This window comes from Aeromicrobium tamlense, assembly GCF_013408555.1.
GTDB classification, from domain to species: Bacteria; Actinomycetota; Actinomycetes; order Propionibacteriales; family Nocardioidaceae; genus Aeromicrobium; species Aeromicrobium tamlense.
The window spans coordinates 2,559,064-2,579,103 of the sequence record NZ_JACBZN010000001.1 but is presented as its reverse complement, the minus strand read 5'-3'; the positions used below and the strand labels follow the sequence as shown (position 1 = coordinate 2,579,103).

The window sequence follows — 20,040 nt, the reverse complement described above, 5'->3', positions numbered from 1 at the left end:
CCTCCACGATAACCCGCCCCCGAGGGACGAAGGTGACCCTGTGAACCCCCGCCACCGCAGGCTGCTGATCCCCGGCCTGCTCATCGCTCTGATCGTCGTGGTCGTGGTGGCCTCGCTCGCCGACCGCGCGGGCGCCGCCAGCGCCGAGCCCGAGGTCGTGCTGAGCGACCCGCGCATCACCGAGTCCAGCGGACTCGCGGTCAGCGCCGAGCACGACGACCTCGCCTATACGGTCAACGACTCCGGCAACGCCGCCGAGGTCTTCGCGGTCGACCTCTCGACCGGCGAGGTCGCCGGCGTCACCACGGTGCGCGCGGACTTCCGCGACGTCGAGGCGCTCGCGCTGCGCGACGGCACGCTGTGGATCGGCGACGTGGGCGACAACCGGCGCGAGCGCGACGACCTCGCGCTCTTCGCGATCGACGAGCCCGGTCGCGCGACCGCCACGGTCGAGCCGCGTCGCTTCGCGGTCTCGCTGGAGGGCGGGCCGGCCGACGTCGAGACGCTGCTCGCACCGCCGGGGTCCGACCTGCTGCAGGTCGTCACGAAGACCGTCGCCGACGCCACGCTCCTGACCCTCGCCGAGGGCGACCTCGATCCCGCCGGGTCCACCGAGTTCGAGGTGACGACCTCGGGCATGCCGCCGCTCGTCACCGACGGCGCCTACTCGCCCGACGGCTCGCGCGTGGCGCTGGTGTCCTACGGCGCCCTGTGGTCGATGGACCCCGCGGACTGGAGCCCCGTCGGCAGCGGGTCGCTGCCGCCGCTCGAGCAGTCCGAGACCGTCGCGTTCGTGTCGGACGACGCGGTCCTCGTGGGCAGCGAGGGCGAGGCCTCACCGCTGTACCGACTCGACCTTCCGGTGTCCGAGGTCGCGGCCGACCGCGTCGCGACGGTGGCCACCTCGACGCCAAAGCCGACTCCGTCGGCCGAGCCGGCCGCCAGGTCCTCGGAGCAGTCCGAGGGGTTCGCGATCGACCTTCGCACGCTCGTGGTGGGCGGGATCGGCCTCGCCGCGGTGCTGGCGCTGGCGGTCGTGTTCGTGGCCCGGCGGGGGCGGTCGAGAGCCTGACGCCGAGCGCTACGGTGAGGCCATGAAGATCGCGCTGGGAGACAGGTCACCGCAGGTCCACGAGTCGGCGTTCGTCGCCCCCAACGCCACGTTGGTGGGCTCGGTCGTCCTCGAGGAGGGGTCGAGCGTCTGGTACGGCGCGGTCCTGCGGGCCGACAACGAGCCGATCACGATCGGTCGGCGCAGCAACGTGCAGGACAACTGTGTCTTCCACGTCGACCAGGGCAAGCCGCTGACCCTCGGCGAGGGCGTCTCGGTGGGCCACGGCGCGATCATCCACGGCGCCACCGTCGGCGACCACGTCCTGGTGGGCATGGGCGCCACGATCCTCAACGGCGCCGAGATCGGCGACGAGTGCCTCATCGCCGCGAACGCCCTCGTGCCCCAGGGCGCCGTCATCCCGCCGCGCTCGCTCGTGGCCGGTGTCCCCGGCAAGGTGCGCCGCGAGCTCACCGACGACGAGGTCGCCACCTTGCACCTCAATGCCGCGATCTATGAGGAGCACCGCGAGCTCCACCGCGACGCGACGGTCGTCGACTGAACCCAGTCAGCCGAGGCGCTCGACCACGTGGTCGACGCAGCGCGTGAGCGCGGAGACGTCGTCGGGGTCGATGGCGGGGAACATCGCGATGCGCAGCTGGTTGCGGCCCAGGCCCCGGTAGCCGGCGACGTCGACGATGCCGTTCTCGCGCAGGGCGGCCACGACGTCGGCCGCGGCCACGCCCTCGAGGTCGATCGTGCCGACGACGAGCGAGCGGTCGGCGGGGTCGGGCACGAACGGCGTCGCGTACGCGCTGGCGTCGGCCCACGCGTAGAGTCGCCGCGACGACTCACTGGTGCGCGAGACGGCCCAGTCGAGGCCGCCGCTCTCGTTCAGCCAGCGCACCTGCTGGTCCATGAGGAACAGCGTGGCCACGGCCGGCGTGTTGTAGGTCTGGTCCTTCAGCGAGTTGTCGATCGCCGTGGGCAGGTCGAGGAAGCCCGGGACGTGCCGGCCGGACTCCTTGATCCTCCGCGCCCGCTCCATCGCGGCGGGCGACATGAGCGCCACCCACAGGCCTCCGTCGGAGGCGAAGCCCTTCTGCGGCGCGAAGTAGTAGACGTCGGTCTCGGCCACGTCCACGGGCAGACCGGCCGCGCCCGAGGTGGCGTCGACCAGCACCAGCGCGCCGTCGTCGATCCCCTCGGGCCGTCGCACCGAGGTCATGACGCCGGTCGAGGTCTCGTTGTGCGCCCACGCGTACGCGTCGACGCCCGCCGTCGCGTGCGGCTCGGGGTGCGTGGAGGGGTCGGACTCGACGAGCTCGGGGTCCTCCAGGAACGGCGCCGCAGCGACCGCCCGCGCGAACTTGGCGGTGAACTCGCCGTGCACGAGGTGCTGACTGCGCCGCTCGACCAGACCGAACATCGCGGCGTCGAAGAACGCGTGCGAGCCGCCGACGCCGAGCACGACCTCGTACCCGTCGGGCAGCGAGAACAGGTCGGACAGGCCGGACCGGACGCTGCCGACGAGCGACTTCACCGGCGCCGCGCGGTGCGAGGTGCCCAGGAGGGAGGTGCCGGTGGCGGCCAGGGCCTCGAGCGCCTCGGTGCGCACCTTCGAGGGACCGGAGCCGAAGCGGCCGTCGCGGGGGAGGAGCTCGTCGGGGATCTGCACGGCGTCATTCTCGCAGGAGGCCCGGGAACGATGCGTTGAACGGTCGGCCGAGGGGGACGGATACCATGCCACGCATGGCAGCAGACCAGCCCGTGGTGCCCCTGGCCGAGGGCATCGAGCACGACCTGTCGGAGTGGGAGAAGGCCACGGCGGCCGTCCTGCGCAAGACGCGCCGGCTCGCCGAGGACGCCCCCGACACCGACGTGTGGTCCGCGCTGACCACCACGACGCTCGACGGGCTCAGCATCACGCCGCTGGGCACCGCCCACCTCGTCGCCGACGTCCCCGAGACCGGCCTGCCGGGCGAGGCGCCGTACACGCGCGGCTCCGGCACCGCCGATCCCGAGCTCGAGGGCTGGGACGTGCGCGGCTGGTTCACCGACCCGGCCACGCGCGCCGAGGACCTCACCACCGAGCTGGAGAACGGCGGCAACTCGCTGTGGCTCACGGTGGGGGAGCGCGGCATCGCCGCCGACCGCCTCGCCGAGCTGCTCGAGCCGGTCTTCCTCGACCTCGCGCCCGTCGTGCTCGACGCGCCCGAGGACCCCGTCGCCGCCGCCGAGGCGTTCCTCGCGGTCTGCCGCGACAAGGGCGTCGACCCGCATCCCCTGACCAACCTCGGCGCCACCGGCGCCGACCTCGACGTGATCGTCCGCGTCGCCACGCTGGCGAAGGGGGCCGGCGTCCGCGGCGTCGTCGTCGACGCCAGCGCGCTGCACGACCAGGGCGCGTCCGACGTGCAGGAGCTGGCCTGGTCGATGATGGTCGCGGTCACGTACCTGCGCGCCCTCGAGGCCGCCGGGCTCACCACCGACGAGGCCGCGGCGCAGCTGGAGTTCCGCTACGCCGCCACCGACGAGCAGTTCCCCACGATCGCCAAGCTCCGCGCCGCCCGCGCCCTGTGGAACCGGGTCGGCGAGATGAGCGGCATCGGCGAGGAGGCCCGCGCCCAGCGCCAGCACGCCGTCACGTCGCGGCCGATGATGGCGCGCTACGACTCCTACACGAACATGCTGCGCACGACCGTCGCCGGCTTCGCCGCGGGCGTCGGTGGCGCCGACGCGATCACCGTGCTGCCCTTCGACGAGCCGCTCGGCCTGCCCACGCCGTTCAGCCGCCGCATCGCGCGCAACACGTCGAGCCTGCTGATCCACGAGTCGCACGTGGCGAAGGTGGCCGACCCCGCCGGTGGTGCCTACGCGGTCGAGAAGTTCACCGACGACCTCGCGATGGCCGCCTGGGAGCTCTTCGCCGAGCTCGACGGCCTCGACGAGCTGGAAGGCGTCGCCGACCTCGACGCCGCCGCCCAGCGCCTCGTGCCCCTCGTGGAGGCCGTCCGCAACGACCGCGCCCTCCAGATCGCCCAGCGTCGCCGCCCGATCACGGGCATCAGCGAGTTCCCGAACGCCGCCGAGACCCTGCCCGAGCGCGCGCCGTACCCCGTCGCGCCGCAGGTCCACCGGTACGCCGGCGAGTTCGAGCAGATGCGCGACGAGCCGATGGCCCAGCCGGTCTTCCTGGCCACGCTCGGTCCGATCGCCGCGCACACGGCCCGCGCCACGTTCGCGATCAACCTGCTGGCCGCCGGCGGCATCGGGATCGGCTCGGCCGGCCCCACCGCCGACGTCGCCGAGGTCCTCGACAAGTACCTCGAGGCCGGGGCGCCCCCGGTGGTCTGCCTCGCCGGCACCGACGCCGCCTACGGCGAGTGGGGTGCCGACCTGGTCGCCGCCCTGCGCGAGAACGGCGCCTCCTACGTCGTCGTCGCGGGCAAGACCGACCTCGGCCAGGACGCGTCCGCAGCCATGGGCCTCGACGCGCTGGCCTTCCTCCGACAGATGCGTGAGGTGCTCGCATGACCACACCGAAGTCCTTCGCCGGTGAGCCGTGGCAGAGCCCTGAGGGGATCGGCATCAAGCGGCTCTACACGCCGGCCGACCTCGAGGGCCTCGACGCCCTCGACACCTACCCGGGCATGACCCCGTTCCTGCGCGGTCCCTACCCGGCGATGTACACGACCCAGCCGTGGACGATCCGCCAGTACGCCGGCTTCTCCACCGCCGAGGAGTCCAATGCGTTCTACCGCCGCAACCTGGCCGCCGGCCAGAAGGGCCTGTCGGTCGCGTTCGACCTGGCCACCCACCGCGGCTACGACTCCGACAACCCGCGCGTCGTCGGCGACGTGGGCATGGCCGGCGTCGCGATCGACTCGATCTACGACACGCGCACCCTGTTCGACGGCATCCCGCTCGACCAGATGAGCGTCTCGATGACCATGAACGGCGCCGTGCTGCCGGTGCTGGCGCTCTACATCGTGGCGGCCGAGGAGCAGGGCGTGAAGCCCGAGCAGCTGGCCGGGACCATCCAGAACGACATCCTCAAGGAGTTCATGGTCCGGAACACGTACATCTACCCGCCCGCGCCGTCGATGCGGATCATCTCCGACATCTTCGCGTACACGGCGGCCAGGATGCCGCGGTTCAACTCCATCTCGATCTCCGGCTACCACATCCAGGAGGCCGGGGCGACGAACGACCTCGAGCTGGCGTACACGCTCGCCGACGGCGTCGAGTACATCCGCTCGGGCCTCGACGTGGGCCTGGACATCGACGCCTTCGCGCCCCGCCTGAGCTTCTTCTGGGCCATCGGCATGAACTTCTTCATGGAGGTCGCCAAGCTGCGCGCCGCCCGCGCGCTGTGGGCCCGGCTGGTCAGCGACTTCGACCCGAAGAACCCCAAGTCGCTGAGCCTGCGCACGCACTCGCAGACCTCGGGCTGGAGCCTCACGGCGCAGGACGTCTACAACAACGTCCAGCGCACGGCGATCGAGGCGATGGCGGCCACGCAGGGCCACACCCAGAGCCTGCACACGAACGCGCTCGACGAGGCCATCGCGCTGCCGACGGACTTCAGCGCCCGCATCGCCCGCAACACCCAGCTGCTGCTGCAGCAGGAGTCGGGCACCACGCAGACGATCGATCCGTGGGCCGGCTCGTACTACGTCGAGAAGCTGACGCACGACCTCGCGAACCGTGCCTGGGCCCACATCCAGGAGGTCGAGGCGGCCGGCGGCATGGCCAAGGCGATCGACGAGGGCATCCCCAAGATGCGCATCGAGGAGGCCGCCGCGCGCACGCAGGCCCGCATCGACTCCGGCCAGCAGGTCGTCGTCGGCGTCAACACCTACCGGGTGCCCGACGAGGAGCCCTTCGAGGTCCTCAAGGTCGACAACAAGGCCGTGCTCGCGTCGCAGATCTCCAAGCTCGAGCGCCTCCGCGCCGAGCGCAACGACGACGACGTGCGGTCGGCCCTCGAGGCGCTCACGAACTCGGCCGAGCGCGGCTCGCGCCGCGACGGCTCGCTCGACGGCAACCTGCTCGACCTCGCGGTCAACGCGGCGCGGGCCAAGGCCACGGTCGGCGAGATCAGCGACGCGCTGGAGAAGGTGTACGGGCGTCACCAAGCGGTCATCCGTACGATCTCGGGTGTGTACCGCAGCGAGGCCGGCCAGTCGGGCAACATCGCCCGGGTCATCGAGGCCACCGACGAGTTCGAGCGCGAGGAGGGTCGCCGCCCGCGCATCCTCGTGGCGAAGATGGGTCAGGACGGCCACGACCGCGGCCAGAAGGTCATCGTCACGGCGTTCGCCGACATGGGCTTCGACGTCGACGTGGGCCCGCTGTTCTCGACGCCGGAGGAGGTCGCCCAGCAGGCCGTGGACGCCGACGTCCACGTCGTGGGCGTCTCCTCCCTCGCAGCGGGGCACCTCACCCTGCTGCCGGCGCTCAAGGCCGCACTGGAGGAGCAGGGCCGTCCGGACATCATGGTCGTCATCGGCGGCGTGATCCCCCCGGACGACGTGCCCACGCTCAAGGAGATGGGCGCGGCCGAGGTGTTCCTGCCCGGCACGGTCATCGCCGACTCGGCGCTCGACCTGCTGGAGAAGCTGCGCTCCTCCGACGCGTGACGTGTAACTGTCGGTTGCACTAGCCTGCGGGCGTGGACACGCGTCTGGACTACATGGATCACGCCTCGTACCTGGCGTTCCGTGCGATGGGGCACCACCCGACGCTGCACTACACGTGGGTCTACGACCGCGCGGTCGACCTCGCGGCGCTGCGGCGGCTGTCGGAGCGGCTGCAGCACGGGCGGTTCGCCCGCGTCGTGGAGCCCGCGCAGGTCTGGGGCGGCCGGGCGCGCTGGGTCCGTCCCGACCGCCCGGTGCCGATCGAGGTGGAGCCCGCCCCGCGGCCGCGGTCGCAGGTCGAGCAGTGGTCGGTCGAGGTCTCACGCCGGCCCATCGACCCGGTCTCGGGTCCGCCGTGGCGCTTCGGCGTGGTGCGGCTGGACGACGGCGGCAGTGCGGTCGCGATCGTCGTCTCCCACACGGTCACCGACGGGGTCGGCGTCCTGCTCGGCCTGCGCGAGGCGGTCGAGGGCCGCGACCTCGGTCTCACCCACCCGCGACGTGGGGCCGCGCAAGGCAGCCGCCTGTCCCAGTGGAGCGAGGTGCTGGCATCGCTGCCCGAGAAGGCGCGGGCCCTGGGCGCCGTCGTCCGCCAGATGCGCGCCGAGCGGAGTCTGCCGCACCGCGAGTCGACGGCCGCGCTCCCGGCCACGCCCACTCACACCCGCACGACCCGGCTGCCCGACCGCGACGGCGCCGCACGGATCGTGACCTTCGTGTCCGAGGCGGCCTGGGACGCGTGCGCGGAGCGTCTCGGCGGCACGTCCAACGTCCTCGCGGCGGCGGTGGCCGCCCGCCTCGGTCACCACCTGGGGCGCGTCCAGCGCAACGGCACGGTCAACCTCACGATCCCGGTCAGCGTCCGCGAGGGCGACGACGACCTGCGCGGCAACGCCCTGTCGTCGGTCGTCGTCACGCTCGATCCCGCCGAGGTGACCCGCGACCTCCGTCCCGCGCGCGCGGCGATGAAGGCCGCCCTGAGCGCGCAGGACGCGCAGCAGCTGCCCCTGCTGGCGGCGCTCCCGCTCGTCCCCTTCGTGCCCGTCCGGCTGCTGCGCCGCCTCGAGCGGTTCGCGCTGGGCGCCGACGTCAACGCGGTGGGCTGCTCGAACCTCGGCCGCGTGCCCGATCCGGTGGAGCGGATCGACGGCCAGCCGTGCCAGTACGCCTTCGGCCAGTTCAACGAGCCGGGGCGGCCGACCGCGGAGCTGGTGCGGATGGGTGGCCAGGGATTCCTGGGCGTCACGTTCTCCGGCGGCCGCGTGGTGATCAACGCCGTCGCGTTCCGGCCCGGCGGGGACAACTCCGACGAGGCGCTCCTCGCGATCGTGCACGACGTGATCGACGAGCTCGACCTGGGACCGCCTCTGCCGTGGTGACTCCGGCCCACGCCCTAGACTCACTGGCGTGATCGACGTGGAGCAGGTGGCCGAGGGGGTCCGCGCCGGCCGGCGGGCAGCGGTCTCGCGAGCGATCACCCTCGTCGAGTCACGCCGCACCGACCACCGCGCTGCCGCCCGCGAGCTGCTCGCCGGCCTGTCCTCGGCGCCCGACTCGAAGGTCGGGGGAGCGGTCCGCGTCGGCATCTCCGGCGTCCCCGGCGTCGGCAAGTCCACGTTCATCGAGGCCCTCGGCGTGCACCTCACCGAGCGCGGCCACCGGGTCGGCGTCCTCGCCGTCGACCCCTCCAGCGTGCGCACGCGCGGCTCGGTGCTGGGCGACAAGACCCGCATGGTCCGCCTGTCCACCGACCCGAACGCCTACATCCGGCCTTCGCCCAGCGCGGGCAGCCTCGGCGGCGTCGCGCGCGCCACCAGCCAGGCCCTGACGATCCTCGAGGCCGCCGGGTACGACGTGGTGCTGGTCGAGACCGTCGGCGTCGGCCAGTCCGAGATCACCGTCGCCGGCATGGTCGACACGTTCCTGTTCCTCACGCTGGCCCGCACCGGCGATCAGCTGCAGGGCATCAAGAAGGGCATCCTCGAGATCGCCGACGTCATCACGGTCAACAAGGCCGACGGCGAGCGCGCCCGCGAGGCCGAGTCCACCGCCCGCGAGCTGGCCGGCGCCCTGCGCCTGGTCTACGCCGGCACGCAGGACTGGGTGCCGCCCGTGCTGACCTGCTCGGCGCTCGAGGGCACCGGCATCGACACCGTGTGGAGCCGGGTCCTGCGTCACCGCGAGTTCATGGGCCACCGCGGCGTCGAGGAGAAGCGCGCGCAGCAGCAGCTCGACTTCACGTGGACGCTCGTCCGCGACGAGATCGAGCAGCGGCTCGCCACCGACGAGTCCGTCGCGCAGGTCCGCCAGCAGGTGCGCGACGAGGTCCTCGCGGGGCGCCTCTCGCCGGCGGCCGCCGCCGACGAGATCCTCGCCGCCTTCGACTCCTGACCGCCGGATCGCGGTACGCGGAGGTGCGTGCCAGCATGGTGCGGTGAAGCGCACCGTCACCGCCCACCTCGAACTGCACGCCTTCGACCGCGCCGACCTCGTCCTCTCGATCGCCGTCGCCGCCAACATCGCCACCGAGCGCGAGACGCTGCGGGTGGTCCAGGACGGGACCGCGCTCGAGGCCCGCGAGATCGCGGGGCGCCACGAGACCCGGCTGCACCGCGTCGACGCTCCCGCCGGGCCCATCACGATCGACTACGAGGCCGTCGTCACGGGTCACGCGGGCCCGATCGCCACGGAGGAGCTCGACATCATCGAGTACCGCCGGCCCAGCCGCTACGCGCCCTCGGACTCGCTCTTCGCGATCGCCAAGGCCGAGTTCACGGGTCTCGCCGGCAAGGACCTGCTCGACGCGGTCACGTCGTGGGTCGGCACCCATCTGTCCTACGTGCCGGGCAGCAGCCGGCCGACCGACGGCGCCGTCCAGACCATGCTCAAGCGCCAGGGCGTGTGCCGCGACTACGCGCACCTCGTGATCGCCCTCCTGCGCGCCCACGACGTGCCCGCCCGGCTGGTCTCGGTCTACGCCCCGGGCCTGCAGCCGATGGACTTCCACGCGGTCGCCGAGGCGTACATCGACGGGGAGTGGCACGTCGTCGACGCGACAGCGCTGGCTCCCCGCGAGACGATGGTCCGGATCGCCACGGGAATGGACGCCTCGGAGACGGCGTTCCTGTCGCAGCACCACGCCGCGGTGAACCTGAACCGGCTGACGGTGACGGCCGTCGTGGACGAGCTGCCGCAGGACGACGTGACCGAGCTCGTCGCCCTCGGCTGAGTCCCTCAGGGTTCAACTCTCAGTGACAACACGCCGGAAAGAACCACGGAACTAGTTCCAAAGGACTAGCGCATGGGTTAATGTCTCCTCATGCGACCGCCGCGTCGCCGCATCACCTCGGGGGGGTGATACGGCGCCGCGGCATCGTTCTTTCTCCGCCCGTTCGGCCCTCAGGAGGGTCGCGGCAGGGCGTTCATGTCCACCAGGCGCCGGTACACGTAGGGCGTCATCGTGCGCACGTACGTGACGCTCAGGTGGGTGATGTCGCGGTAGACGTTCACGCCGCCGATGATCGCCGGGCAGGTCTCGTCGTCGCAGTAGAGGTCGCTCAGGTCGAGCGTCTGCGCGCCGTCCACCCGGCGTCCCGTGGCGGCGAACGCGTCGAACTTCGACAGCGCCTCCTCGCGGGTGAACGCGCAGGCGTCGGGCGTGATCTCGTCGAGCTGCGACAGGCACTTCTGCGGCGCGCGCGGCAGGCGCGGGTTGTCGCGGATCGCGACGACGCGCACGCCGCGGTCGACGACCGGCTGCCAGGCGGCCTCCATGCTCTCGACCCGCTCGTCGTACGAGCCGGTGAGCATCTGGGCGTAGCCGGTGGTCAGGATCAGGTCGGTGGAGTCGGTGCGGTCGAGCAGCCACTTCTGGAGGTTCTGCTTCCACTCCTGGCAGCTGCTGACGCGCAGCGGGTCGTCGTGGCGGATCTCGTCGCGCGTCCACGAGCAGCTGGACTTGAGCTGCGCCGACAGCGTGATGAGCTTCTGGTCGGCCATCCGGACCAGCGCCGGCAGGAACGAGCGCGCGTGCGAGTCGCCCAGCAGCGTCACGTGCGGCAGCGAGCGGTCGGAGAGGTCGCCGAACGTGCAGTCGTTCAGCTCGGTGTCGTGGACGCCGGCGAAGCAGCCGGGGTAGTCCTTCGCGTAGTCGGTGACCACGGCCTCGGGCGTCGGGATCAGCTGGTCGTCGAGGTCGGGGTTGTGGCACGGGTTCTCGGGATCGCGAGAAGCGGCACCGAAGCACGGCGGCGCGTCCTCCTCGAGCTGCGCGGCGACCTTGGCTGCGCGCTCCTGGGCGGAGGCGGCCGACTGGACGCCCACCATCGAGCCGCCGACCAGCAGCGCCGCGCCGACCAGGGTGGCGAGGCCGGTGGTGGCCGGGCGGCGCAGGCCGAACCGGTGCGTGAACCGCACCGGGTCCTCGACCCAGCGCTTCGTCGCCCACGAGACCACGATCGTGAACACGAGGATCCCGACGCGCTCCCAGAAGCCCAGCTCGGCGCCGAGGACGAACGGCAGGATGACGATCGGCGGCCAGTGCCACAGGTACATCGAGTACGAGATCTCGCCCAGCGTGTGCGTGGGACGCCAGCGCATCAGCGGCGCGGGGGAGAGGAGGCCGCGCGGCTCGCCGGCCCAGATGACCACCAGCGTCGCGACGACGGGCACGATCGCCGCGGTGCCGGGGAACGGCGTGGACTCGTCGTAGACGAAACCGCACCAGGCGAGGGTCAGGAAGCCCGCCCACGACAGCAGCGCAGTGGGGGTGCCGCGGCGCACCGTGGCGCTGCCCATCCAGAGGGCCAGGAGCGCGCCGGCACCGAACTGCCAGGCGCGGGCCGGGGTGACGAAGTACGCCGCCGGCGGGTTCGCCTGGGTGATCCAGAGCGAGTACGCCAGGCTCGCGGCGGTGGCGGCACCGAGCACGATCGCCACCATGAGCCTGCGCGAGCGGCCCATCCGCACGGCCAGCACGGTGGCGAGCAGCACCAGCAGCGGCCACACGAGGTAGAACTGCTCCTCGATCGAGAGCGTCCAGTAGTGCTGCACCGCGGTGGGGTCGTTCTCGGCGGCGAGGTAGTCCACCGAGTCGGCCGCGAGCGCCCAGTTCTGCACGTACAGCGCCGACGCGACGATCTCCTTGAAGTTCTGGCGCCACGAGACCAGCGGCATCCACAGCCACACGGCGATCGCGGACACGGCCAGCACCAGGTACGCGGCGGGCAGCAGGCGGCGGGCCCGACGGGCCCAGAACCTCGCCAGGTCGACCCGGCCGGTGTCGGCCGTCTCGCGCAGCAGGTGTCCCGTGATGAGGAATCCGGAGATCACGAAGAAGACGTCGACGCCGATGTAGCCGCCGGGCAGACGCCCCGGCCACAGGTGGAAGAGGACGACGAGCATCACGGCGACGGCGCGCAGGGCCGTGATCTCGGCCCGGAAACGGTCGCGAGGAGGGCTGGCGGGCACCGCACCACGATACGAGGCCGGACCTCGTCGCGCCCAATCCGCCGTCCGGCGGGTGACGGGCAGCCGTCGGGTCCGCACCACTAGAATCGACACCTGCGTACCCGGTGGGCGTCGACCCGCCGTGATGTCGACGGGAACCGAGGAGAGCATGCCTGACGTGGGTCGAGTGCGTCGCCGCGTCGTGGCGATGGTCCCCGAGCGCGCGAAGGACCGCCTGCGCCGAGCTCTCGGTCGCGGTCCGGCGCCCCGCCCCCACGCGCGTCTCGCGATCCGGCACGATGCCGGCCTGATCCACTACTCCGGCGAGTTCCGCGACCCGGTGCGCGTCGTCGCCCTCGTGGTGCGGCCGGCCAGCCGCCTCGACCAGGTGGCGGTGCGGCTCGAGCAGCCGGCCTCCGCCCGCTTCGAGTTCACGCTCGACCCCGTGCAGCTGTGGGAGCTCGGCGGTCGCGCCGCCGGCCGCTTCGACCTCTTCGTCGAGGTCGAGGGCAGCGGCACGAAGCGCTCCGAGCTCCGCCTGGGCCGCTTCGACCACACCGACACGGCCGCCGCGCTCGACCGCATCGAGCTCGAGGGCGCCGCCTCGCCGTTCGGCGAGCAGGTGCACGCCTGGACGCACGTCACCGACCAGGGCAACGTCTCGGTGCGGTATGCCGCCGAGCCGATCCGCCGCTTCGAGGTGGAGGGCACGCGCCTCGACGTCGGCCCGAGGGGCATCGCCACCGAGCTGCTGCTCAAGACCTTCTCGCGACCCGCCAGCGACATCCGGCTGTCGCTGCAGTGGCGCTTCTCCGGCAGCACGCAGGAGATCCCCGTGCAGATCGTGGAGCGCGACGCCACCGCGACGCACGGCCTGTACGAGTACGCGATCAGCTTCGACCTCATGCCCGACGCCGTCTCCGACGACGAGCGCGAGGGCATCATCGACCCGCACCTGATCATGGACCTGAGCGGCTTCGACCTGCCGGTGCGCGTGCCGTTCGCGGAGAAGAGCTTCCGCCACTTCCGGCTGCGCGACCTGCCGGTGCCCACCACCGGCGGCGGCCACGTCGACCAGTGGGTGCCCTACCTGACCTTCCGCGCCAAGCGCCTCGCCTTCTGGTCGGAGCGGTTCACCGTCGACAACCACCGCTACCTGCGCCGGGTCTCGCGGTGGGCGTGGCTGATGACGCCGCTGCGACCGTTCTCGGGCATCTGGCTCGTCGGTGAGGTGCCCTACAAGGCGCAGGACAACGGCTTCGCGCTCTTCCGCTGGATCCGCCGGAATCACCCCGAGCGCCGCGCGTACTACGTGATCGACGCGGACTCGCCCGACCGCGACAAGGTGGAGCCGTTCGGCCAGGTCGTCACCGCCCGCTCGCGCGAGCACATCCGGTACACCGCGCTGGCCTCGCGCTTCGTGGGCAGCCACCACGCCGAGTACCTGCACGCCTCGCGCTCGCCGCGGCTGGCCCGCCACGCGCGCGGTTTGCGCGTGTTCCTCCAGCACGGCGTCACCGGCATGAAGAACGTGCGCCTCAACTACGGCCGCCTGCACATGCAGGAGATGCCGCCGGACCGCGTCGTGGTGAACTCCGCGGCCGAGCGCCAGATCTTCATCGAGGACCTCGACTTCTTCCCGTCGCAGGTCGCCGTCACCGGCTTCGCCCGCTACGACTCGCTCTTCGAGGGCGAGCCGCAGGTGCAGCGCCGCCTGCTGGTGATGCCCACGTGGCGCGACTGGCTGACCAGCCGCGAGAGCGTGCTGACCAGCACCTACCTGGCCAACTGGCTGGAGTTCCTGAACGATCCGCGGATCCAGGGTCTGCAGCAGCAGGGCGTCGAGATCCTCATGGTGATGCACCCGAACCTGCGGGCGCTGGTGGACGACCTGCCGCTCGAGGGCATCTCGATCGCGCCGCGCGACGCCGACGTGCAGGAGCTCATCCGCACGAGCGCCGCGCTCGTCACCGACTACTCGAGCGTGGCGTGGGACGCCGCGTTCCTGCGCCGTCCGGTGTTCTTCTTCCGCTTCGACGACGCCGTGCTGACCGGCGCCCGCACGCCCTTCGTGGACGCAGCCACCGAGCTGCCCGGCCCGATCGCGCACCGTGCCGCCGACCTCGCGGCCGAGGTGGCGACGTCCGCCGAGTCCGGGTTCGCGATGAACGACCTGTACGCCCGCCGGGCGGCGAAGTACCTCGAGCTGCCGACCTCGGGCTACGGCGAGCGCAACTACGAGATGGTCCGCACGGCCGACGGCCTGTCCACGCGGCTGCTGCGGCTGCGCAACCAGCGCTGGGTGCGCGACGCCTTCAAGCGCTTCCGCGCCGGGCCTCACTACTACCGCGCGATGTCGCTGATGTTCCGGTTCGGCAGCCTGCTGCCGCGGCGCGACATCGCGGTGTTCGAGAGCGACCGCGGCAACGCCTACGGCGGCAGCCCGCGCGCCCTGTTCGAGCGGTTGCACGAGCGCGGCACGTCGCTCGACCTCTGGTACGTCAACAACTCCACGCTGCGGGTGCCGCCGGGCACGCACAAGGTGTTCCGGCTGACGCCGCGCTACTTCTGGACCCTCTCGCGGGCGAAGTACTGGGTGTTCAACCAGAACGTGCACGACCTCTGCCAGCGGCCGCGTGGCACCCACTACCTGCAGACGTGGCACGGCACCCCGCTCAAGCGGATGCAGAACGACGTGCCGGTCATGTACGGCCGGGCCGACGACTATCACGCGAAGGCGCAGGAGCTGGTGGACCGCTGGTCCAGCCTCGTCTCGCCGAGCCCCTACGCGACCGAGGCGTTCCGCAGCGCCTTCGGCTTCACCGGGCCGATCATCGAGTCGGGCTACCCGGGCAACGACGTGTTCCACACCGTGAAGGGCGCGCAACGGGCGCGGGAGACGCGACTGCGGCTGGGTCTGGCCGAGGACCGCACGGTGGTGCTCTACGCGCCGACGTTCCGCGACGACGGTCGCGCCGCGGGCGCGAAGGGCGCGTGGGCGCACGACATGGCGCTCGACCTGGGTCGCTTCGCGGAGCGGCTGGGCAAGAACGTCACGCTGCTGGTGCGCCTGCACCCGCTGGTGAAGTTCGCCTGGCCGAAGGACCTCGACGCGAGCATCGTCAACGTCTCGAAGTACCCGGACACGCAGGACCTGCTGCTGGTGGCCGACGCCCTGATCACGGACTACTCGTCGATCATGTTCGACTACGCCCAGCGCGGCCGGCCGATCATCTCCTACGTGTACGACCTCGAGCACTACCGCGACGACCTGCGCGGCTTCTACGTCGATCTCGAGGAGATCGCGCCCGGCCCGGTGCTGCGCACGAGCGACGAGGTCATCGACGCCGTGGCGAGCCTGCCCGAGCTGGAGACGCGCTACGCCGACCGCCTGGCGGCGTTCCGCGAGCGCTTCGGCGGCCTGGAGGACGGGCACGCCGCGGACCGCGTCATCGACGAGGTCTTCAGCGAGTCCGAGCGCGGCGCGATCCCCGACTGAGGTCAGGCCGCCAGCGGTCGGTAGCGGTGCTTGCGGCGCCATTGGTCGCGGAGGCGGAACTCGGGCAGGCCGTCGTCTCCGAAGCGGATGGCGATGTGGGCGTCGTGGACGCGGTGGTGGTGGTGACTGCAGAGCAGGACCCCTGATGTGAGGTCGGTGGGTCCGCCGTGGCTCCACGGGATGACGTGGTGTGCTTCGGTCCATCCGGGTGGTCGGTCGCAGTCGGGGAACGCGCACCCTTGGTCGCGTTGGGCGAGGGCGATGCGTTGGGCGGCGGTGTGGTGGCGTTTGGCGCGGCCTTCGTCGAGGACCTGGGACGGGCCGTTCATCACGACGGGGAGGATGCCGGCGTTGCAGGCCAGCTTCCTGAGCTGTCCCGCCGAGACCGGCGTGCCGTGCTCGGTGACGCCGGCGCGGTCGGTCTGGCCTCGGAGGGTCTGCTCGTCGACGGTGACCACGAGGGTCGCGGCGACGCCGCCGTGGTTGCCGTACCCATCACGCGGAAGGTGACGGACGATCTCGGCGAATGCCTCGCCCGCCTTCTCCTGCGGCCGCAAGCGTGCGTTCTCATCCGTGGTGGCGCGCGGGGAGGTCTTCGACTCCACGACCGCGCGCAGCATGTCCGCGGTCACGGCGTCGGTCCTGCCGCCGAACGGAACGAGCCCGGTGGTCTCGTCGGGACGGCCGATCCAGAACTCGCGCTGCTGTCGCTGGGCGGCCTCGTCGCGGGTGAGCTGGTCGTTCTCGATCCGGTCGGCCCGTTCGACGTCGACCACTTCGATCGCGCGACGCGCCTTGCGACGCAGCTGGTCGGCTGTCATCACCCGCGCCGCCGCGACCATGTCCGCCTCGACGAGGTCACGCTGCTCGACCGTCAGGCCCGTCGGGAGGGTGTCGAGCGCGTCGGTCACGATCGCGGCCTTGGTGGTGGACATGCCCGGCTCGGCCAGCGCCTCCCTCACCCGCGGGGCGGCCTCGATCCGGTGCGCCAGGCGGATCTCCTTCGCGGCGTCGCGCCGCGTCACCCCGGACTCCGTGGCGACCAGCGCGGTCAGGCTCGCGGCATCGGTCGCGCGGTGGGCGTCGCTCCGGTCGGCTGCGGCCACCAGCGCGAGGTGCAGTGCGTCAGCCTCGCGACGCAGCGCCTGCACCGCCGCCACCTCAGCAGCGAGCTGCTCGGACGACAAGGCGGACAGGTCGCGCGAGCGCGCGTCGGCCAGGAACCGCTGCCCCGACCTGAGCCCACCGACGACGTCCACCAGATCCCCCAAACCCCTCGAACCGATGTTCGAAGTCTACTGCATTGGGCCCAATATGGCAACGGTCCACGAAGGGACGGCTAGGCAAGCGGCGTGGGATACGCCTCGGGATCGATGCCCATGTCGGCGGCGAACAGGTCGCGCATCCGGAGGAACCGACGGTCGCCGGTCATCGCGTACATGACCTGCTGCTGGCGCACCGTGCGAGCGGGTCCGTAGTCGGCGTGCCCGGGCTCGCGCAGCTGGTAGCGGTTCGCCGCGCCGGGCACCCGGAAGCGCGGCGTGTAGTGCGCGGCGGCGGTCAGGCCCGCCGAGAGCAGCTCGTGCACCTCGGGATCGCGGCCGCCGCGGTCCCACAGGTAGTACAGCCCGGTCAGCGCGGTGACGTGCCCGTTGAGGATCACCGGCTGGACCGGATCGTCGAGCGGCTGCTCCTCGAACCAGAGGTAGCCCTCGTCGGCCACGAGGCTGAACCACAGGTGCTCGGTCGACGGTCCGCGGACGCGGTAGGCGGCGGCCAGCTCACGCGCCGTGAGCAGGTAGCGGGGGTCGTGGAAGGCGTGGTCGAGCGCGACGAGACCGGAGATCGCGGCGCCGTTGCCGAGGCCGGAGGTCCACGGCGCCCTGACCCGCACGCCCTCGTACCGACGGGCGAACCGGTAGACGACGAAGCGTGCGTCGCCGACCTGCTCGGTGTGCTCCAGCAGCCGGTCGTACAGGGCCTCCGCGATCGGCCGCACGAGGTCGCGGCTCTCGGGGTGCCGGCGGACGTGAGAGGCGAGCAGGGAGGCGTTGACCTGGAACGGCCACGGGGCGAAGTGCTGGTGGTACGTCGTCAGGTAGGACTCGGGCCACGGGACGGGCAGCTGCGCGTCGAGCTCGAGGCCCGGCCGGGGCTCCCAGCCCGGGTGCGGACCCACCGTGAGGACCCGGTCGGGGTCGAGACCGGGCGCGATCGTGAAGAGGTCGTCGCGGACGCCGGCGACCCCGCGGCGTGTCGTGCGCTCGACGGTGGGCGCGTAGCCCGCGGTCAGGAATGCGCCGAGGGCGAGCGTCACCGCGCGCATCCTGGTCACGGACAGGAGTGAAGCACACCTGCCGCCAGAAACGGCTGCAAGGGGAGGGGAAACGGCGACGGGGTGTCGCCACGACCGTGGCGACACCCCGTGCGGGATCGTGCGAGGCTCAGGCCTTGGACTCGCCCCAGGCCGGGTTCCAGCCGTCGACCTCGTCGGCGCGGCGCTCGGCCGGACCGGTGTAGATCGCCGAGGGGCGGATCAGGCGGCCGGTCTTGTACTGCTCGAGGATGTGGGCGCTCCAGCCGGCGGTGCGGGCGGAGGTGAACATCGCGGTGAACATGTTCGCCGGGATCTCGGCGAAGTCCAGCACGATCGCGGCCCAGAACTCGACGTTCGTCTCCAGGACGCGGTCGGGACGACGCTCGCGCAGCTCCTTGAGGGCGGCCTGCTCGAGGGCCTCGGCGACCTCGGCGCGGGGCGCGGCGAGCTCCTTGGCGGTGCGGCGCAGCGTGCGGGCGCGGGGGTCCTCGGCGCGGTAGACGCGGTGGCCGAAGCCCATGAGGCGCTCGCCGGAGTCGAGGAGGTTCTTGACGTACGCCTCGGCGTCGCCGGTCTTCTCGACCTGCTCGATCATGCCCAGCACGCGCGACGGGGCGCCGCCGTGCAGCGGGCCCGACATCGCGCCGACCGCGCCGGACAGCGCGGCGGCCACGTCGGCGCCGGTGGAGGAGATGACGCGCGCCGTGAAGGTGGACGCGTTCATGCCGTGCTCGGCGGCGGAGACCAGGTAGGCGTCGATGGCCTTGGCGTGGTCGGGGTTGACCTCACCGCGCCAGCGGGTCAGCATCCGCTCGACGATCGTGTCGCACTTGTCGATCTCGCTCTGGGGGACCATCGGCTTGCCGAGGCCGCGGGCGGCCTGGGCGACGTAGGAGAGCACCATGACGGCGGTGCGGGCGAGGTCGTCGCGGACCTCTTCGGGGGTCTCGATGTCGTAGAGCTGGCGCAGGCCCCACACGGGAGCCATCTGCGCGATCGCGCTCTGGACGTCGGCGCGGATGTCGCCCGAGTGCACGGGGATGGGGTACGGCTCGGCCGGGGGCAGGCCCGGGTCGTAGGTGCCGTCGACCAACAGGCCCCAGATCTTCTCGAACGGCACGCGGCCGACGAGGTCATCGATGTCGACGCCGCGGTACCGGAGCGCGGAGCCTTCCTTGTCGGGTTCGGCGATCTCGCTCTCGAACGCTACGACGCCTTCCAGTCCGTGGTGCACTTGAGTCATGACTCAATAGTGCCCTGCGCGCGTCTCACGCCGTGCGGCACGGTCCGTTTCCCGCCCCGCCGGTTGGTCGGCGGAGCGCTGACAGTTTCCCCGGTTAACCGGGGAAACTGTCACTTCACGAGGTTCGCAACCCTCGTGAAGTGACAGGAAACCTCGTGAAGTGGCGCTGAGGAGGACGCGGTCGCTGGCTACGGTGGGCGCATGAGCGACGAGCTGGCGCGGATGCGAACCGAGTACGCGCGGGTGGGGCTGGACGAGGGCACGGCGGGCGACGACCCGGTCGCGCTGGCGCAGACGTGGATCTCCGAGGCCGTGGCCGCGGGCGTGCACGAGCCGAACGCGATGGCCCTGGCCACCGCCACGGCGGCGGGCGAGCCTTCGGTGCGGATCGTGCTGCTCAAGGGCTTCGACGCGTCGGGCGCGGTGTTCTTCACGAACTACGACTCGCGCAAGGGCCGCGAGCTGGCCGAGAACCCGCGGGCCGCGGCCGTGCTGCTGTGGCACGCGCTGCACCGCCAGCTGCGGATCGAGGGCGCCGTGACCCGGCTCGAGGCGCACGAGTCCGACGCGTACTTCGCCGCCCGACCCGAGGGCGCGCGGATCAGCGCCGCGGCGTCGCCGCAGTCGCAGGTCGTCGAGGGGCGTGACGAGCTGGACCGCCGCTGGCACGAGGCCGAGCGCGGGGGAGCCGCCGACCACCGGCCCGAGGGCTGGGGCGGCTACCGGATCGCGCCGGAGGTCCTCGAGTTCTGGCACGGCCGCGAGAACCGTCTCCACGACCGCATCCGCTTCACGCGCGACGGCGACGCCTGGGCGCGCGACCGCCTGGCGCCCTGA

At 72.0% G+C, this 20,040-nt stretch carries 14 protein-coding genes; 9 read left to right on the top strand and 5 right to left on the bottom strand.

The features are described 5' to 3' along the window. The first annotated feature begins 40 nt into the window (after positions 1–40). Both BJ975_RS12710 and BJ975_RS12705 read left to right on the top strand, forming a co-directional pair. Positions 41–1,072 carry an SdiA-regulated/phytase-like domain-containing protein gene (locus tag BJ975_RS12710; protein ID WP_179426463.1) on the top strand — a complete coding sequence of 344 codons (1,032 nt, stop codon included), beginning with the start codon at positions 41–43 and terminating at the stop codon, positions 1,070–1,072. Between the two features lie 22 nt (positions 1,073–1,094). Continuing rightward, a complete protein-coding gene (locus BJ975_RS12705; RefSeq protein ID WP_179426461.1) occupies positions 1,095–1,613 on the top strand; it encodes a gamma carbonic anhydrase family protein in 519 nt (172 codons plus the stop codon). A gap of 6 nt (positions 1,614–1,619) precedes the next feature. On the opposite strand, the gene serC is transcribed toward BJ975_RS12705, so the two are convergent. Then, on the bottom strand, positions 1,620–2,729 hold the full coding sequence (serC, locus tag BJ975_RS12700) for a phosphoserine transaminase (RefSeq protein WP_179426459.1): 1,110 nt from the start codon (positions 2,727–2,729) through the stop codon (positions 1,620–1,622). 74 nt (positions 2,730–2,803) lie between these two features. Here serC and BJ975_RS12695 point away from each other — a divergent pair, with 74 nt between their 5' ends. From BJ975_RS12695 to BJ975_RS12675, 5 genes are read left to right on the top strand one after another with little or no spacing between them, the layout of a single operon-like run. After that, positions 2,804–4,588, top strand: a complete 1,785-nt coding sequence (locus tag BJ975_RS12695) for a methylmalonyl-CoA mutase family protein (protein ID WP_179426457.1) — start codon at positions 2,804–2,806, stop codon at positions 4,586–4,588. Next, entirely contained in the window at positions 4,585–6,696 is a 2,112-nt protein-coding gene (scpA, locus tag BJ975_RS12690) for a methylmalonyl-CoA mutase (RefSeq protein WP_179426455.1), read from the top strand. Before BJ975_RS12695 ends, scpA begins: the two co-directional genes overlap by 4 nt. A 32-nt stretch (positions 6,697–6,728) precedes the next feature. Continuing rightward, positions 6,729–8,075 (top strand): non-ribosomal peptide synthetase family protein, encoded by a 1,347-nt coding sequence (locus BJ975_RS12685; RefSeq protein ID WP_179426453.1) that lies wholly within the window; start codon positions 6,729–6,731, stop codon positions 8,073–8,075. 28 nt (positions 8,076–8,103) lie between these two features. Beyond that, positions 8,104–9,087: a methylmalonyl Co-A mutase-associated GTPase MeaB gene (meaB, locus tag BJ975_RS12680; protein ID WP_179426451.1), complete on the top strand. Its 984-nt coding sequence runs from the start codon at positions 8,104–8,106 to the stop codon at positions 9,085–9,087. 43 nt (positions 9,088–9,130) lie between these two features. Next, the gene (locus BJ975_RS12675) at positions 9,131–9,925 is read left to right on the top strand and encodes a transglutaminase-like domain-containing protein (protein ID WP_179426449.1); all 795 of its coding nucleotides are present in this window, start codon (positions 9,131–9,133) and stop codon (positions 9,923–9,925) included. Between the two features lie 170 nt (positions 9,926–10,095). Here the strand turns inward: BJ975_RS12675 and BJ975_RS12670 are convergent, their stop codons facing one another. Next, entirely contained in the window at positions 10,096–12,165 is a 2,070-nt protein-coding gene (locus BJ975_RS12670; RefSeq protein ID WP_179426447.1) for an acyltransferase family protein, read from the bottom strand. Between the two features lie 148 nt (positions 12,166–12,313). Here BJ975_RS12670 and BJ975_RS12665 point away from each other — a divergent pair, with 148 nt between their 5' ends. Beyond that, positions 12,314–15,643: a CDP-glycerol glycerophosphotransferase family protein gene (locus BJ975_RS12665; RefSeq protein WP_179426445.1), complete on the top strand. Its 3,330-nt coding sequence runs from the start codon at positions 12,314–12,316 to the stop codon at positions 15,641–15,643. A 2-nt stretch (positions 15,644–15,645) separates the two neighbouring features. On the opposite strand, the gene BJ975_RS12660 is transcribed toward BJ975_RS12665, so the two are convergent. The 3 genes from BJ975_RS12660 to BJ975_RS12650 all read right to left on the bottom strand — a co-directional run bounded on the left by BJ975_RS12660 (position 15,646) and on the right by BJ975_RS12650 (position 19,203). Continuing rightward, the gene (locus BJ975_RS12660) at positions 15,646–16,902 is read right to left on the bottom strand and encodes an HNH endonuclease signature motif containing protein (protein WP_179426443.1); all 1,257 of its coding nucleotides are present in this window, start codon (positions 16,900–16,902) and stop codon (positions 15,646–15,648) included. Between the two features lie 80 nt (positions 16,903–16,982). After that, positions 16,983–17,969: a D-glucuronyl C5-epimerase family protein gene (locus BJ975_RS12655; protein WP_223303231.1), complete on the bottom strand. Its 987-nt coding sequence runs from the start codon at positions 17,967–17,969 to the stop codon at positions 16,983–16,985. Between the two features lie 118 nt (positions 17,970–18,087). Further along, positions 18,088–19,203, bottom strand: a complete 1,116-nt coding sequence (locus BJ975_RS12650; RefSeq protein WP_179426439.1) for a citrate synthase 2 — start codon at positions 19,201–19,203, stop codon at positions 18,088–18,090. 201 nt (positions 19,204–19,404) lie between these two features. On the opposite strand from BJ975_RS12650, the gene pdxH reads away from it, so the two are divergent. After that, complete coding sequence (pdxH, locus tag BJ975_RS12645) at positions 19,405–20,040, top strand: pyridoxamine 5'-phosphate oxidase (RefSeq protein WP_179426437.1); 636 nt, start codon at positions 19,405–19,407, stop codon at positions 20,038–20,040.